This is a genomic window from Streptomyces arenae, from assembly GCF_022343545.1.
GTDB lineage: Bacteria > Actinomycetota > Actinomycetes > Streptomycetales > Streptomycetaceae > Streptomyces > Streptomyces humi.
This window is the reverse complement of sequence record NZ_JAKQYH010000006.1, coordinates 126,424-142,308: the sequence shown is the minus strand read 5'-3', so window position 1 is coordinate 142,308 and position 15,885 is coordinate 126,424. Positions and strand designations below refer to the sequence as shown.

General features: G+C 69.4%; 16 protein-coding genes and 1 pseudogene. 13 read left to right on the top strand and 4 right to left on the bottom strand.

Translation table 11 applies throughout. From position 1 onward, the window contains the following. The first annotated feature begins 17 nt into the window (after positions 1–17). The gene (locus MB828_RS03485) at positions 18–713 is read left to right on the top strand and encodes a demethylmenaquinone methyltransferase (RefSeq protein WP_133027616.1); all 696 of its coding nucleotides are present in this window, start codon (positions 18–20) and stop codon (positions 711–713) included. 51 nt (positions 714–764) lie between these two features. Here MB828_RS03485 and MB828_RS03480 read toward each other — a convergent pair whose 3' ends face one another. Together MB828_RS03480 and MB828_RS03475 are read right to left on the bottom strand one after the other, a co-directional pair. Next, positions 765–1,073, bottom strand: coding sequence for a PASTA domain-containing protein (locus tag MB828_RS03480; protein WP_071659471.1), 309 nt, complete (start codon positions 1,071–1,073; stop codon positions 765–767). Between the two features lie 110 nt (positions 1,074–1,183). Beyond that, entirely contained in the window at positions 1,184–1,708 is a 525-nt protein-coding gene (locus MB828_RS03475; RefSeq protein WP_301646860.1) for a GNAT family N-acetyltransferase, read from the bottom strand. A gap of 47 nt (positions 1,709–1,755) precedes the next feature. Between MB828_RS03475 and MB828_RS03470 the strand changes: the two genes are divergently transcribed. Then, positions 1,756–3,090 carry a geranylgeranyl reductase family protein gene (locus MB828_RS03470; RefSeq protein ID WP_133027475.1) on the top strand — a complete coding sequence of 445 codons (1,335 nt, stop codon included), beginning with the start codon at positions 1,756–1,758 and terminating at the stop codon, positions 3,088–3,090. Here MB828_RS03470 and MB828_RS03465 read toward each other — a convergent pair. Further along, positions 3,056–3,333, bottom strand: a pseudogene (locus MB828_RS03465) (peptide deformylase); the annotation flags it as partial. The gene MB828_RS03470 and the pseudogene MB828_RS03465 sit on opposite strands and share 35 nt — an antisense overlap. Positions 3,334–3,471: 138 nt before the next feature. Further along, on the bottom strand, positions 3,472–4,278 hold the full coding sequence (locus MB828_RS03460; RefSeq protein WP_071659470.1) for a C40 family peptidase: 807 nt from the start codon (positions 4,276–4,278) through the stop codon (positions 3,472–3,474). 765 nt (positions 4,279–5,043) lie between these two features. Here MB828_RS03460 and MB828_RS03455 point away from each other — a divergent pair. From MB828_RS03455 to nuoK, 11 genes are read left to right on the top strand one after another with little or no spacing between them, the layout of a single operon-like run. Then, positions 5,044–5,403, top strand: coding sequence for an NADH-quinone oxidoreductase subunit A (locus MB828_RS03455; RefSeq protein WP_007383963.1), 360 nt, complete (start codon positions 5,044–5,046; stop codon positions 5,401–5,403). A gap of 13 nt (positions 5,404–5,416) precedes the next feature. Next, positions 5,417–5,971, top strand: a complete 555-nt coding sequence (locus tag MB828_RS03450) for a NuoB/complex I 20 kDa subunit family protein (RefSeq protein ID WP_030572779.1) — start codon at positions 5,417–5,419, stop codon at positions 5,969–5,971. Beyond that, entirely contained in the window at positions 5,968–6,711 is a 744-nt protein-coding gene (locus MB828_RS03445; protein WP_301646859.1) for an NADH-quinone oxidoreductase subunit C, read from the top strand. Before MB828_RS03450 ends, MB828_RS03445 begins: the two co-directional genes overlap by 4 nt. Then, positions 6,708–8,030 carry an NADH-quinone oxidoreductase subunit D gene (locus tag MB828_RS03440; RefSeq protein WP_133027474.1) on the top strand — a complete coding sequence of 441 codons (1,323 nt, stop codon included), beginning with the start codon at positions 6,708–6,710 and terminating at the stop codon, positions 8,028–8,030. Before MB828_RS03445 ends, MB828_RS03440 begins: the two co-directional genes overlap by 4 nt. Continuing rightward, positions 8,027–8,896, top strand: a complete 870-nt coding sequence (nuoE, locus tag MB828_RS03435; RefSeq protein ID WP_133027473.1) for an NADH-quinone oxidoreductase subunit NuoE — start codon at positions 8,027–8,029, stop codon at positions 8,894–8,896. The genes MB828_RS03440 and nuoE overlap by 4 nt, the downstream gene beginning before the upstream one ends. Continuing rightward, a complete protein-coding gene (nuoF, locus tag MB828_RS03430; protein ID WP_133027472.1) occupies positions 8,896–10,242 on the top strand; it encodes an NADH-quinone oxidoreductase subunit NuoF in 1,347 nt (448 codons plus the stop codon). The genes nuoE and nuoF overlap by 1 nt, the downstream gene beginning before the upstream one ends. Then, positions 10,239–12,743, top strand: a complete 2,505-nt coding sequence (locus tag MB828_RS03425; RefSeq protein WP_301646858.1) for an NADH-quinone oxidoreductase subunit G — start codon at positions 10,239–10,241, stop codon at positions 12,741–12,743. Before nuoF ends, MB828_RS03425 begins: the two co-directional genes overlap by 4 nt. After that, positions 12,740–14,104 carry an NADH-quinone oxidoreductase subunit NuoH gene (gene nuoH / locus MB828_RS03420; protein ID WP_301646857.1) on the top strand — a complete coding sequence of 455 codons (1,365 nt, stop codon included), beginning with the start codon at positions 12,740–12,742 and terminating at the stop codon, positions 14,102–14,104. The genes MB828_RS03425 and nuoH overlap by 4 nt, the downstream gene beginning before the upstream one ends. Then, complete coding sequence (nuoI, locus tag MB828_RS03415) at positions 14,097–14,738, top strand: NADH-quinone oxidoreductase subunit NuoI (RefSeq protein WP_301646856.1); 642 nt, start codon at positions 14,097–14,099, stop codon at positions 14,736–14,738. The genes nuoH and nuoI overlap by 8 nt, the downstream gene beginning before the upstream one ends. After that, the gene (locus MB828_RS03410; protein ID WP_301646855.1) at positions 14,735–15,580 is read left to right on the top strand and encodes an NADH-quinone oxidoreductase subunit J; all 846 of its coding nucleotides are present in this window, start codon (positions 14,735–14,737) and stop codon (positions 15,578–15,580) included. The genes nuoI and MB828_RS03410 overlap by 4 nt, the downstream gene beginning before the upstream one ends. Then, on the top strand, positions 15,577–15,876 hold the full coding sequence (gene nuoK / locus MB828_RS03405; protein WP_046726439.1) for an NADH-quinone oxidoreductase subunit NuoK: 300 nt from the start codon (positions 15,577–15,579) through the stop codon (positions 15,874–15,876). Before MB828_RS03410 ends, nuoK begins: the two co-directional genes overlap by 4 nt. The last annotated feature ends 9 nt before the right edge of the window (positions 15,877–15,885 follow it).

Sequence of the window (15,885 nt, the reverse complement as noted above, 5' to 3'; positions counted from 1 at the left end):
CTGCAAGAATGACGGGCGTGACCCGCGCCTCCCTGAACAAGCAGCCGCACGAAGTCGCCTCGATGTTCGACGACGTGGCGGAACGGTACGACCTGACCAACGACGTGCTGTCGCTCGGCCAGGACCGGCACTGGCGGAAGGAGGTCGCCAAGGCCGTCGACGCGCGCCCCGCGCAGAAGGTCCTGGACCTGGCGGCCGGCACGGGCACCTCCTCCCAGCCGTTCGCCCGGGCCGGCGCCTATGTCGTGCCCTGCGACTTCTCGCTGGGGATGCTCCAGGTCGGCAAGAAGCGCACCGGCTGGATGCCCTTCACCGCCGGGGACGCGACCCGGCTGCCGTTCAAGGACGACACCTTCGACGCCGTGACGATCTCCTTCGGACTGCGCAACGTCCAGGACACCGACGCGGCCCTGCGGGAGATGTACCGGGTGACCCGGCCCGGCGGCCGGGTGGTGATCTGCGAGTTCTCGCACCCCACCTGGGCCCCCTTCCGGACTGTCTACACCGAGTACCTGATGCGCGCGCTGCCGCCGGTGGCCCGCGCGGTCTCCTCCAGTCCGGACGCCTACGTGTACCTCGCCGAGTCCATCCGCGCCTGGCCCGACCAGCCCACGCTGGCCGCACGGCTGCGCGGCGCCGGCTGGTCGAAGGTGGCCTGGCGCAACCTCACCGGCGGGATCGTCGCCCTGCACCGGGGCTTCAAGGAGGCCTGAGTCCCCTCCGGGCGCCCCGGGGACCCCTTGGACCTCGGACACGCCGGGGGCTCATGGGCTGCTCACCTCGAAGGCGTCCCCGGGCCGGTCCAGCTCCCGTTGCAGTCCGCCGTGCGGTGGCCGCGGGATGCGCGGCTCGCGCACGCCCCCGCCGCCCTCGCCCTCACCGAAGTCGAACCACACGTAGACCATCGAGTCCCGCGGCACCTCGGCACCGGGCTGCGGGAACTGGCGTACGACGTAGTCGACGACCGTGAGCGAGAAGTCCGGCCGGTCCGGCGCGTTGAGGAACAGGCCCCGCGCCTGGGCGGTCTCGCGCGCGTCCACGGCCATCAGTCCGACCAGCCGTGGCACACGCACTTCGGGTGTTTTGGGCGTTATATGCACAGATGTCACCCCCAGCGGTACTGGAAGGGTAACCCCCCGCCCGCGCCCGCCGGAAGCGCCAAGTGTCTTTCTGTAACAGATCGTTACTCTGAGTCACCATTCTGGAGGTCCAACCGGAAACAGAGTGCCTCCTCCGCGAGCCGCGGATGGGGGTACGTCCCGGCCGGCTCCATCCCGAGGCGCCGGGTGACCGCGACGGACCGCTCGTTGCCCGGCCGCACCATCGCCACCACCTTCGGCACGCCGGCCGCCCGCAGCCGCTCCAGCGTCAGCAGTGCCGCCGCCGTCACGTATCCCTTCCCCCAGTACGCCCGCCCGAGCCGCCAGCCGATCTCGATCTCCCCCCTCGGCCCCCAGTCCGGCGCCCACGGCTGCGCGCCGGTGAAGCCGATGACCTCCCCGGCCTCGTCGGTCATCGTCCACAGGCAGAAGCCGAGCTCCGCGTCGTACCGGCGCTGGCGGGCGGTGAGCTCCTCGTAGACGGACAGCTCCGCGGACCGGCCGCCGTGGAACTCCATGACCTCCGGGTCGTCGAAGGCCCGATGCCAGGCGAACGCGTCCTCGTGCGTGGGCACACGCAGCCGTACCGCGGGGAGAGCTCGGTTCACGGGGCAGCCCTTCAGCCGGGTGATCAGTACCGCTGAATAGACTGCCCATGTCCAGTGCCCGTCGGCACGCAGATTTCGAGCCTTGGGGAGACCCTGTCGTGACCGAGCCCCTCTCCGAAAACACCGCCGATGTCATCGTCGTCGGCGCGGGGCCAGCCGGCTCCACGACGGCGTACCACCTCGCCAAGTCCGGTCTGGACGTGCTGCTCCTGGAGAAGACCGAGTTCCCGCGCGAGAAGGTGTGCGGGGACGGACTCACCCCGCGCGCGGTCAAACAGCTGGTCGCCATGGGCATCGACATCTCCGAGGAGGCCGGCTGGCTGCGCAACAAGGGCCTGCGCATCATCGGCGGCGGCACCCGCCTCCAGCTGGACTGGCCGGATCTCGCCTCCTTCCCCGACTACGGCCTGGTCCGCAAGCGCGACGACTTCGACGAACAGCTCGCCCGCCAGGCCCAGAAGGCCGGCGCCCGGCTCTTCGAGCGCTGCAACGTCGGCGCCCCGATCGTCGACGACCGCACCGGCCGGATCACCGGCGTGCACGCCAAGCTCGGCGAGGAGAAGCGCGAAGTCACCTTCCACGCCCCCCTCGTGGTGGCCGCCGACGGCAACTCCACCCGGCTCTCCCTCGCGATGGGCCTGCATCGCCGTGAGGACCGCCCGATGGGTGTGGCCGTCCGGACCTACTTCACCTCCCCCCGCCACGACGACGACTACCTGGAGTCCTGGCTGGAACTCTGGGACCGCCGCGGCCCCCAGGACCGCCTCCTGCCCGGCTACGGCTGGATCTTCGGCATGGGCGACGGCACCTCCAACGTCGGCCTCGGCGTCCTGAACACCTCCGACTCCTTCAAGGAGCTGGACTGGCGCGAGGTCCTCAAGGCCTGGTGCGCCTCCATGCCCGAGGACTGGGGCTACACCCCCGAGAACATGACCGGCCCGATCCGCGGCGCCGCCCTCCCCATGGCCTTCAACCGCCAGCCCCACTACACCCGCGGCCTGCTCCTCGTCGGCGATGCCGGCGGCCTGGTGAACCCCTTCAACGGTGAGGGCATCGCCTACGCCATGGAGTCCGGCCAGATCGCCGCCGACGTCATCGTGCAGGCCCACGCGCGGGCGACGCCCAGCGGCCGCGAACTGGCCCTGCAGCGCTACCCGCGCGTCCTCAAGGACACCTACGGCGGCTACTACACGCTGGGCCGTGCCTTCGTGAAGCTCATCGGCAACCCGAAGGTCATGCAGATCGCCGCCCAGCGCGGCCTGACCCACCCGCTGCTGATGAAGTTCACCCTGAAGCTCCTGGCGAACCTCACCGACCCGACCGGCGGCGACGCGATGGACCGCATCATCAACGGCCTGAGCAAGGTGGCCCCGAAGGCGTGAGCACCGCTGCGGGTGCCGTCATGAGGTGAGTACCCCGACGGCCTCCGATGCCGGCGGACCGGCGGGCGTGGACGCCCTCCCGGCGGTCCGCCGGCCGCCGCAGCGCTTCCTTCCGCTCCCGCTCCGCCGGGAGAGCCGGTCGAGATACACGCGTCCGTTCACATGGTCGGTCTCGTGCCCGAGGCAGCGGGCGAAACACCCCGTTCCCTCAAGGGGGAGGGGGCCCGGGAAGTGGAGCCCTCGGTGGCCGTCCGGGCATGCCGGAAGGGGCCGCTGCCCGTCCGGGCATGCCGGAGGGGCCGCTGCCCCCGAGCGGCTGCGGCCCTCACCGTGCTTGTGATGCGCCCGAGTTGTTCGGGTTGTCCGGGTTGCTCGGGTCGGTCAGAGCACCCGCACCGCGCCGGTCGGCGGGTCGTACGACAGCGGGTGCTCCCCGACGCCGCTGGACGGGTTCTGCGCGCCGACGAACATGCCGTCGCCCACGTACACCGCCACGTGGTACGCGCTGCCGGCGCTGCCCCAGTAGAGGATGTCGCCGGGCTGCAGGTTGCTCAGCGAGACCTGGGTGCCCTGCGTCGACTGGTCCTGTGAGACGCGCGGCAGGCTGACGCCGACCGACTTGAAGGCGGCTTGCACGAGACCCGAGCAGTCCCACGAGTTGGGGCCCGTGCCGCCGGAGACGTAGGCGTCACCGATCTGCGCCTTCACGAAGGCGACCACGGCGGCGGCCGAGCCGGTGGCCGTGGACGTGCTCGTGGAGCTGCTGGAGCTCGCGGAGGTGGCGCTGAGGGTGGTCCGCTCGGCGCTGCGCGAGGCGGCCTGCTCCGCGGCGGCCTTGCGGGCCGCCTCGGCCTTCTTCTTGGCCTCCGCCTTCTTCTTCGCGTCGGCGAGGTCCGCCTTGGCCTGCTTCGCGGCCTTTGCGGCGGCCGCGTCGCGCTCGGCCTGGAGGGAGTAGTTCGCCGCGGCCTGCTGCGTGGCGTCGGCGGACTGGGCCACCTGGGTGGCCACATCGGCCGTCAGGATGGGCAGTTCGAGCGTCTGCGTCACGGGTTCGGCGGCACTCGCCGAGGCCGCGCCCGCCGCTGCCATGCCGAGGACGCCACTGGCAACTCCGGCGCGCACGGCGATGTTTGTCGTCGCGCTGCGGCGGGGCTTCCGGTGGCTGCGTATGTGAGCGGTGTGGGACATGGGAACAACCGGTATCAGGGGCTCCTTCATATCTTCAAGAAACGTGTGCTGCGCCACAGTTGCTCAATGGAGGCCGTAAATCCCTCGCGTGTCCTTCTTTATTGACGCCGTAACGGACATTGCGGACGCCCGCGATCAGGCCTGTGATCACGTTCTTTCGCCATTACGCCCGAATTGCCCGCGACCTACCATCGGTTGAGGTCGTTGGCCAAGCCCCGTTCTCAGGCGCCTCTCATGGATGTGGCGGAGGTCACGGAACGGTCACCGGGAGGGGTGCGTCTCGCGCGGGGATCGGGGCAGGAGCGAGCGCCGCCGACTTCGTGAACGCGCGCACGCGTCCACATCGCTCCCTGCGCCTCCCTCTGATGTGTGAATGCGGCTCTCTATCAGGGCGCCCCGTCCATCACCAATTTGCATGCAGAGGAACCCTCTTGATATAGAGACGCTCACTCTGGACCCCCTCCCGCCTGCGCCGACGATCGAAAATGTCACTTCTCGTGATCAGCTGAACGCTTCGAGTGTGAAGATCACCACTCATCCGACTTCATGATCGATCGTCAGGTGGTGGAGATCACAAAGCTTGTGTAATACCCCGTGTCGCAGATCACAGAGCGGCGGGCATAAGATGCGAGGCAGTTGGGCTTGTGACCTGCTTCACATGTTCGCGATCTTCGCCCGGGACGCGCGGGGTTCGTGTGACGGACGGGGCAGGTGAGCCCAGCCGAACCGCCACCAGTCAGTGCCGACTGAGAGGAGCGAGGAGCGGTGAACGCCTATGCGCCCATCCTCGTACTGGGAGCCCTCGGGGCAGGCTTTGCGATCTTCTCCGTGGTCATGGCCACGCTGATCGGTCCGAAGCGGTACAACCGCGCCAAGCTCGAAGCCTACGAGTGCGGTATCGAGCCGACCCCCACGCCGGCCGGCGGCGGGCGTTTCCCGATCAAGTACTACCTGACGGCGATGCTCTTCATCGTCTTCGACATCGAGATCGTCTTCCTCTACCCGTGGGCCGTCACCTTCGACGCCCTGGGTGTTTTCGGGCTCGTGGAGATGCTGCTCTTCGTGCTCACCGTCTTCGTCGCGTACGCGTACGTATGGCGGCGCGGCGGCCTGGAATGGGACTGAGGGGCCTTTAGACATGGGACTCGAAGAAAAGCTGCCGAGCGGATTCCTGCTGACCACCGTCGAGCAGGCCGCGGGCTGGGTGCGCAAGGCTTCCGTCTTCCCCGCCACCTTCGGCCTCGCGTGCTGTGCCATCGAGATGATGACCACCGGCGCCGGCCGTTACGACCTGGCCCGCTTCGGCATGGAGGTCTTCCGCGGCTCACCCCGCCAGGCCGACCTCATGATCGTCGCCGGACGGGTCAGCCAGAAGATGGCACCGGTGCTGCGGCAGGTCTACGACCAGATGCCCAACCCCAAGTGGGTGATCTCCATGGGCGTCTGTGCCTCCTCGGGCGGCATGTTCAACAACTACGCGATCGTCCAGGGCGTCGACCACGTCGTCCCCGTGGACATCTACCTCCCCGGCTGCCCGCCGCGCCCCGAGATGCTGATGGACGCCATTCTCAAGCTCCATCACAAGATCCAGAACTCCAAGCTCGGCGTCAACGCGGAGGAAGCGGCCCGCGAGGCGGAGGAGGCGGCGCTCAAGGCCCTGCCCACGATCGAGATGAAGGGGCTGCTGCGGTGAGCGACGCCAACGGCCACAACGGGGTCAACCCCGAGAAGGACCTGGCCGCCGACAACCTGCCCGGCCAGCGGGGCCAGGGCGGTGAGGAGATCCGCGTCCAGCGCGGCATGTTCGGCGCCGACAACGGCGGCGACACCTCCGGGTACGGCGGGCTGGTCCGCTCCATCCGCCTCCCGGGACCGGCGAGCCGGCCCTACGGCGGCTGGTTCGACGAGGTCGCCGACGAACTGGAGGGCGCCCTGGAGGAGCAGGGCCTGCTGCCGGACAACGCCGTCGAGAAGACGGTCGTCGACCGCGGCGAGATCACCTTCCACATCGAACGCGAGCACCTGGTCCGCGTCGCCCGCACCCTGCGCGACGACCCGGCGCTCCGCTTCGAACTGTGCACCGGCGTCAGCGGCGTCCACTACCTGCACGACAAGGGCCGCGAGCTGCACGCCGTCTACCACCTGCGGTCGATCACCCACAACCGGCTGATCCGCCTCGAGGTCAGCGCCCCGGACGCCGACCCGCACATCCCGTCCCTGGTCTCCGTGTACCCGACCAACGACTGGCACGAGCGGGAGACCTACGACTTCTTCGGGATCGTCTTCGACGGCCACCCGGCCCTGACGCGGATCATGATGCCGGACGACTGGCAGGGCCATCCGCAGCGCAAGGACTACCCCCTCGGCGGCATCCCCGTCGAGTACAAGGGCGCCCAGATCCCGGCTCCGGACCAGCGGAGGTCGTACTCGTGAGCACGTCACACGCTTCCCCTCGCGAGACCACCGAGGGCACCGTATACACGGTCACCGGCGGCGACTGGGACGAGATCGTCCAGTCCGCGGCCCGCGCGGACGACGAACGCATCGTCGTCAACATGGGTCCCCAGCACCCGTCCACCCATGGAGTGCTCCGGCTCATCCTGGAGATCGACGGCGAGACGGTCACCGAGGCCCGCTGCGGCATCGGCTACCTCCACACCGGAATCGAGAAGAACCTCGAATTCCGCACGTGGACACAGGGCACCACGTTCGTGACCCGCATGGACTACCTGACGTCCTTCTTCAACGAGACCGCCTACTGTCTCGCCGTCGAGAAACTCCTCGGCATCGAGGACGAGATCACCGACCGCGCCAAGATCATCCGGGTGCTCCTGATGGAGCTGAACCGGCTCTCCTCCCACCTGGTGTGCATCGCCACCGGCGGCATGGAACTCGGCGCGACCACGATCATGATCTACGGGTTCCGCGATCGTGAAATGATTCTCGACCTCTACGAACTCATCACCGGCCTGCGCATGAACCACGCGTACATCCGCCCCGGCGGACTCGCACAGGACCTGCCGCCCGGCGCCGTGGACCAGCTGCGCGAGTTCGTGAAGAAGATGAAGAAGAACCTCCCGGAGTACGACAAGCTCGCCACCGGGAACCCCATCTTCAAGGCCCGTATGCAGGACGTCGGCTACCTGGACCTGGCCGGCTGCATGGCCCTCGGCGCCACCGGCCCGATCCTGCGCTCCACCGGCCTCCCGCACGACCTGCGCAAGGCCCAGCCCTACTGCGGCTACGAGACCTACGACTTCGACGTCGCCGTCGCCGACACCTGCGACTCCTACGGCCGCTTCCTGATCCGCCTGGAGGAGATGCGCCAGTCCCTCCGGATCGTCGAACAGTGCCTGGACCGGCTCCAGCCCGGACCGGTCATGGTCGCCGACAAGAAGATCGCCTGGCCCGCCCAGCTCGCCCTGGGCCCCGACGGACTCGGCAACTCCCTCGACCACATCAAGAAGATCATGGGCACCTCCATGGAGGCCCTGATCCACCACTTCAAGCTGGTCACCGAGGGCTTCCGGGTGCCGCCCGGCCAGGCCTACGCGGCCGTCGAGTCACCCAAGGGCGAACTCGGTGTGCACGCCGTCTCCGACGGCGGCACCCGCCCCTTCCGGGTCCACTTCCGCGACCCGTCCTTCACCAACCTGCAGGCCATGGCGGCGATGTGCGAGGGCGGCCAAGTCGCCGACGTCATCGTCGCCGTCGCGTCCATCGACCCCGTGATGGGAGGCGTCGACCGGTGACCACCTCTTCTTCGGAGCGCGGCATCAGCCTCGGCATGCCCGAGCTGCCCGCCCCCGCGTATCCGGACGACGTCCGGGCCCGGCTGGAGGCCGACGCGCGCGAAGTGATCGCCCGCTACCCCGACTCCCGGTCCGCCCTGCTGCCGCTGCTGCACCTCGTGCAGTCGGAGGAGGGCCACGTCACCCGCACCGGGATGCAGTTCTGCGCGGACGTGCTGGAACTGACCACCGCCGAGGTCACCGCGGTCGCCACCTTCTACACCATGTACCGGCGCCGGCCCTCCGGCGACTACCAGGTGGGCGTCTGCACCAACACGCTGTGCGCGGTCATGGGCGGCGACGCGATCTTCGAGACCCTCCAGGAGCACCTGGGCGTCGGCAACGGCGAGACCACCGACGACGGCAAGGTCACCCTGGAGCACATCGAGTGCAACGCGGCCTGCGACTACGCGCCGGTCGTGATGGTCAACTGGGAGTTCTTCGACAACCAGACGCCTGCCAGCGCCAAGCGCCTGGTCGACGACCTGCGCGCGGGACGGGACGTCGAACCCACGCGCGGGGCCCGGATGTGCACCTTCAAGGAGACCGCCCGGATCCTGGCCGGCTTCCCCGACGAGCGGCCCGGCGCCGTCGAGGAGAGCGGAAGCGCGGGACCCGCGTCGCTGGTGGGCCTGCGCCTGGCAAGGGGAGAGGCCGCACCCGCGCGCGTGGTCCATCCCCGCGGAGGCCCGCAGGACGAGGTGCAGGGCCGGACGGTGCACGAGCCGTCGCCGACCGAGCACCTCAGTTCCCATGACGCACCGCAGGAGACCTCGGCCTCCGACCCGGCGCACCCGGCAGGGCCTGCCACCGAGGAGGGGGAGTGATGACGGTGGTACCCGACCTCAAGGACACCAGCCCCGAGAAGCTGCTCGCACCCGTGCTGTCGGCCTTCTGGGACGAGGACCGGTCGTGGACGCTCGACGTCTACCGAAGGCACGAAGGCTACGAGGGGCTCCGCAAGGCGCTCGCCATGTCACCGGACGACCTGATCGCCTACGTCAAGGAGTCCGGCCTGCGCGGCCGCGGCGGCGCGGGGTTCCCGACCGGGATGAAGTGGCAGTTCATCCCGCAGGGAGACGGCAAACCGCACTATCTAGTTGTCAACGCCGACGAATCGGAGCCCGGGACCTGCAAGGACATCCCGCTCCTCTTCGCGAACCCGCACAGCCTCATCGAGGGCATCGTGATCGCGTGCTACGCCATCCGGTCTTCGCATGCCTTCATCTATCTGCGTGGTGAAGTCGTCCCCGTCCTGCGGCGGTTGCACGAGGCCGTGCGCGAGGCCTACGCGGCCGGCTACCTCGGCGAGAACATCCTCGGCAGCGGTCTCGACCTCACCCTCACCGTGCACGCCGGCGCCGGCGCGTACATCTGCGGTGAGGAGACCGCGCTGCTCGACTCGCTCGAAGGCCGCCGTGGTCAACCGCGGCTCCGTCCCCCCTTCCCTGCTGTCGAAGGGCTCTACGCCTGCCCGACTGTTGTGAACAACGTCGAGTCCATCGCCTCGGTTCCCGCCATCCTGCACAAGGGCAAGGAATGGTTCAGGTCGATGGGGAGCGAGAAGTCACCCGGCTTCACGCTCTACTCCCTCAGCGGCCACGTCGCGAGCCCTGGCCAGTACGAGGCGCCGCTCGGCGTCACCCTGCGCCAGCTCCTCGACATGAGCGGCGGGATGCGCACCGGCCACCGCCTGAAGTTCTGGACGCCCGGCGGCTCCTCGACACCCATGTTCACCGACGAGCACCTCGACGTCCCCCTCGACTACGAAGGCGTCGGCGCCGCGGGCTCCATGCTCGGCACCAAAGCCCTGCAGTGCTTCGACGAGACCACCTGCGTGGTCCGCGCCGTCACCCGCTGGACCGAGTTCTACGCCCACGAGTCCTGCGGCAAGTGCACCCCCTGCCGCGAAGGCACCTACTGGCTGGTGCAACTGCTGCGCGACATCGAGGCCGGCAAGGGCGTCATGTCCGACCTGGACAAGCTGAACGACATCGCCGACAACATCAACGGCAAGTCCTTCTGCGCCCTCGGCGACGGCGCCGCTTCCCCCATCTTCTCCTCGCTGAAGTACTTCCGTGAGGAGTACGAACAGCACATCACGGGCCGGGGCTGCCCCTTCGACCCGGCCAAGTCGACGGCCTGGGCGGACCGCCCGGAGGTGAACGCATGACCGTGACCACGAGTTCCCCCTCGTCGGGGGGAACGGCGGCGGTCCCGCCGGAGGACCTCGTCACGCTGACGATCGACGGCGCCGAGATCAGCGTGCCCAAGGGCACCCTCGTCATCCGCGCCGCCGAGCAACTCGGCATCGAGATCCCGCGCTTCTGCGACCACCCCCTGCTGGACCCGGTCGGCGCCTGCCGGCAGTGCATCGTCGAGGTCGAGGGCCAGCGCAAGCCCATGGCGTCCTGCACGATCACCTGCACGGACGGCATGGTGGTGAAGACCCACCTCACCTCCCCCGTCGCCGAGAAGGCCCAGCACGGGGTGATGGAGCTGCTGCTCATCAACCACCCCCTGGACTGCCCGGTCTGCGACAAGGGCGGCGAGTGCCCCCTGCAGAACCAGGCGATGTCCCACGGCAACGCCGAATCCCGCTTCGACGGCAGGAAGCGCACCTACGAGAAGCCCCTCCCGATCTCCACCCAGGTGCTCCTCGACCGCGAACGGTGCGTCCTGTGCGCGCGCTGCACCCGGTTCTCCAACCAGGTCGCCGGCGACCCGATGATCGAGCTCCTGGAACGTGGCGCGCTCCAGCAGGTCGGCACCGGCGAAGGCGACCCGTTCGAGTCGTACTTCTCCGGGAACACCATCCAGATCTGCCCGGTGGGCGCGCTGACCTCGGCGGCGTACCGCTTCCGCTCCCGTCCCTTCGACCTGATCTCCTCGCCGTCCGTGTGCGAGCACTGCTCGGGCGGCTGCGCCACCCGTACCGACCACCGGCGCGGCAAGGTCATGCGGCGGCTCGCCGCCAACGACCCCGAGGTCAACGAGGAGTGGATCTGCGACAAGGGGCGCTTCGCGTTCCGGTACGCGCAGCAGAAGGACCGCCTGGAGACCCCGCTGGTCCGAAACGCCCAGGGCGTCCTCGAACCGGCCTCCTGGCCGGAGGCCCTCGAAGTCGCCGCCCGGGGCCTGGCCGCCGCCCGCTCCCGGGCCGGCGTCCTCACCGGCGGCCGGCTCACCGTCGAGGACGCCTACGCGTACAGCAAGTTCGCGCGCGTGGCGCTCGACACCAACGACATCGACTTCCGCGCGCGCGTGCACAGCAGCGAGGAGGCCGACTTCCTGGCCGCGCGGATCGCCGGCCGCGGCCATGACCTCGACGGCACGGGCGTCACCTACGCCGCCCTGGAGAAGGCGCCCGCCGTCCTGCTGGTCGGCTTCGAGTCGGAGGAGGAGGCACCCGGCGTCTTCCTGCGGCTGCGCAAGGCCTGGCGCAAGCGCAAGCAGAAGGTGTACGCGCTCGCCACGCACGCCACGCGCGGGCTGGAGAAGGCCGGCGGCACCCTGCTGCCCGCCGCACCCGGCACCGAGACCGAATGGCTGGACGCCCTCGCCGGCGGCGTCGGCCTGGAGGAGTCCGGCACCCAGGCCGCCGAGGCACTGCGCGCCGACGGCGCGGTCATCGTCGTGGGCGAGCGGCTGGCGTCCGTCGCCGGTGGCCTCACCGCCGCCGTACGGGCCGCCACCGCCACCGGCGCCCGGCTGGTGTGGATCCCGCGCCGGGCCGGCGAGCGCGGCGCGATCGAGGCGGGCGCGCTGCCGTCGCTGCTGCCGGGCGGCCGCCCGGCCACCGACCCGCGCGCGCGGGAGGAGGTCGCCGCTGTCTGGGGCGTGTCCGAACTCCCGCCGCGCTACGGCCGCGACACCGGCCAGATCGTCGAGGCCGCCGCCCGCGGTGAACTCTCCGCGCTGCTGGTCGCCGGTGTGGAGGTCGCCGACCTGCCCGACCCGGCACGCGCGCGTGAGGCACTCGAAGCCGTCGGTTTCCTGGTCTCCCTGGAGCTGCGGCCCAGCGAGGTCACCGAGCACGCCGACGTCGTCCTCCCGGTCGCCGCCGTCGCCGAGAAGGCCGGCACCTTCCTCAACTGGGAAGGCAGGGCACGTCTCTTCGAGGCCGCCCTCAAGCCCGACCAGATGACCCGGCGGCTCCCTCCCACCGACGCGCGCGTGCTGCAGATGCTCGCCGACGCCATGGACGTCCACCTCGGTCTGCCCGACCTGCGCACCACGCGCGCGGAGCTGGACCGGCTCGGCGCCTGGGACGGGTCGAAGGCCTCGGATCCGCTGGAGACCGGCACATCGCTGCCGCGGCCGGCCGTGGGAGAGGCCGTGCTCGCCGGACACCGGCTCCTCCTCGACCAGGGCGTCCTCCAGGAGGGCGACGAAGCGCTGGCCGGCACCCGGCACGCCGCCCACGCGCGCGTGTCCGCGGCGACGGCGGCGGAGGCGGGCGTCGAGGACGGCGGTCTCATCGCCGTCACCGGACCCGCCGGCAGTGTCGAGTTCCCGCTCCGGATCACCGAGATGCCGGACCGCGTGGTCTGGCTCCCGCTGAACTCGGTGGGCGGCGGCGTCGCCTCCGACACCGGGACGCAGCCCGGCTCCCTCGTCCGCATCGGCCCGGCGGCCACCGCCGGTGAGGCCCCCAAGGAGGTGGAGGCATGAGCCAGTACCTCGCCGCTGAAGACCTCTCGATGTTCGGCCGCGACCCCTGGTGGCTGGTCGTCATCAAGGCCGTCTTCTGCTTCGCCTTCCTGATGGTGACCGTGCTGATCTCCATCGTGATGGAGCGCAAGGTCGTCGCCTGGATGCAGTTGCGCGTCGGCCCCAACCGGCACGGCCCCTGGGGCATGCTCCAGTCGCTCGCCGACGGCATCAAGCTGATGCTCAAGGAAGACCTGGTCGTCAAACGTGCCGACAAGGCCGTCTACGTCCTGGCGCCGATCGTCGCGGCCATCCCGGCGTTCATGGCCATCGCGGTCATCCCGTTCGGCCCCGCCGACAACGAGGTCTCGATCTTCGGCCACCGCACCACGATGCAGCTCACCGACCTGCCGATCGCGATGCTGTACATCCTCGCGGTCGCCTCCGTCGGCATCTACGGCATCGTCCTGGCCGGCTGGAGCTCCGGGTCGACGTACCCGCTCCTCGGCGGTCTGCGCTCCTGCGCGCAGATGATCTCCTACGAGATCGCCATGGGCGCCGCGTTCGCCTCGGTGTTCCTGTACTCCGGGTCGATGTCGACGTCCACGATCGTCGCCCAGCAGCAGGGCCGCTGGTACATCCTGCTGCTGCCGGTCTCGTTCATCCTGTACGTCGTCACCATGATCGGCGAGACCAACCGCGCCCCCTTCGACATGCCCGAGTCGGAGGGCGACCTCGTCGGTGGCTTCAACACCGAGTACTCGTCGATCAAGTTCGCGATGTTCATGCTCGCCGAATACGTCAACATGGTGACCGTCTCGGCCGTGTCGACCACGCTGTTCCTCGGCGGCTGGCGGGCCCCCTGGCCGATCAGCACCGTCTGGGCGGGCGCCAACCACGGCTGGTGGCCGATGCTCTGGTTCGTCGCCAAGGTCGTCGTGCTGCTGTTCGTCTTCGTCTGGGTGCGCGGCACGCTCCCGCGCGTGCGCTACGACCAGCTGATGAAGCTCGGCTGGAAGGTCCTCATCCCGGTCTCCGTCGTCTGGTTGATGCTCGTCGCGACCGTACGGACCCTGCGCAACCAGAACTACGGCTTCGCCGACATCGCCCTGTACGTCGGCGGCGGAGTGCTCGCTCTGCTGCTCCTGTCCTTCGTCGTGGACATCTTCCGCGACAAGGGCAAGGAGGACGGCCGGCCCGTCGCGGAGCCGGCCGGGTTCGACCCGATGGCGGGCGGGTTCCCGGTACCGCCGCTGCCCGGCCAGGAGTTGCCCCCGGTGCCCCGGCGCAGCCCCCGCAGGGAGCGGGAGCTGATTGTCAGTGGCGGCACGGACACTGTCAGTGACGGATCTTCGGATGGAAAGGAGGCGTCCGATGGCTGAGGAGCCCAAGGAGACCAAGCCCGGTTTCCAGAACCCCGTGGCCGGCTTCGGCGTGACCTTCAAGGCCATGTTCAAGAAGCGGCTGACCGAGCAGTACCCGGAGCAGAAGAAGACCACGGCCCCGCGGTTCCACGGACGGCACCAGCTCAACCGCCATCCGGACGGCCTGGAGAAGTGCGTGGGCTGCGAACTGTGCGCCTGGGCCTGCCCCGCCGACGCCATCTACGTGGAGGGCGCCGACAACACCGACGAGGAGCGCTACTCGCCGGGCGAGCGCTACGGCCGCGTCTACCAGATCAACTACGCCCGCTGCATCCTGTGCGGCCTGTGCATCGAAGCGTGTCCCACGCGCGCGCTGACGATGACCAACGAGTTCGAACTGGCCGACAGCAGCCGCGCCAACCTCATCTACACCAAGGAACAGCTGCTCGCCGGCCTCGAAGAGGGCATGGTCGACACCCCGCACGCGATCTTCCCGGGGACCGACGAACAGGACTACTACCGGGGCCTGGTCACCGAGGCCGCGCCCGGGACCGTACGCCAGGTCGCCGTCTCCAAGGGCGAGGTCCCCCAGGAGGCCGAGTCCACCTTCGGTCCGGACGAACCGGCCTCGGAGGAGGTGATCGGCCGATGAACCCGCAGCAACTCGCCGCCTACACCACCTCCACCGGTGAGGCCTTCCAGTTCTGGGTCCTCGGCACCGTCGCCGTGATCGGCGCCCTGTCCACCGTCTTCATGAAGAAGGCCGTGCACAGCGCGCTCTCACTCGCCGGCACGATGATCATCCTGGCGGTTTTCTACCTCGCCAACGGCGCCTACTTCCTCGGGATCGTGCAGATCGTCGTCTACACCGGCGCGATCATGATGCTGTTCCTCTTCGTGGTGATGCTGGTCGGCGTGACCGCCGCCGACTCCCTGAAGGAGACCATCAAGGGCCAGCGCTGGCTGGCCCTGCTGTGCGGGGTCGGCTTCGGTGTCCTGCTCCTCGCGGGCATCGCCAACGCCTCCCTGAAGCAGTTCAACGGCACCGGCCAGGCCAACGCCAACGGCAATGTGCAGGGCCTCGCCGCCCTCATCTTCACCAAGTACGTGTTCGCCTTCGAGATCACCGGCGCCCTGCTCATCACCGCGGCCGTCGGCGCCATGGTGCTCACCCACCGCGAGCGCACCGAACGCCCCAGGACCCAGCGCGAGCTGGCCGAACAGCGGGTCCGCGAGGGCAAGCACGTACCGCCGCTGCCCGCCCCCGGCGTCTACGCCCGGCACAACGCCGTGGACGTCGCGGGCCTGCTGCCCGACGGCACCCCGTCGGAGCTCACGGTCAGCAAGACGCTGCGCGACCGCGGCCAGGTCCGTGACGTGTCGACGGAGGCCCTCAACGACCTCCGGGCCCTGGAGCAGCGCGCGGAGGAACGGCTGGAGCGCACCCCGGTCGAACCCGCCCACCGCAAGCAGAGCGAGGAGGCGTCGAAGTGAACCCGGTCTACTACCTCTACCTCGCCGCCCTGTTGTTCACGATCGGCGCCACCGGTGTGCTGATCAGACGAAACGCAATCGTCGTCTTCATGTGCATCGAGCTGATGCTCAACGCCTGCAACCTCGCGTTCGTCGTCTTCTCCCGCATGCACGGCAATCTCGACGGCCAGATCATCGCCTTCTTCACGATGGTCGTCGCCGCCGCGGAGGTCGTGGTCGGGCTCGCGATCATCGTGTCGCTGTTCCGTACCCGCCACTCGGCCTCGGTCGACGACGCCAGCCTGATGAAGCTGTAAGGGGTCGCT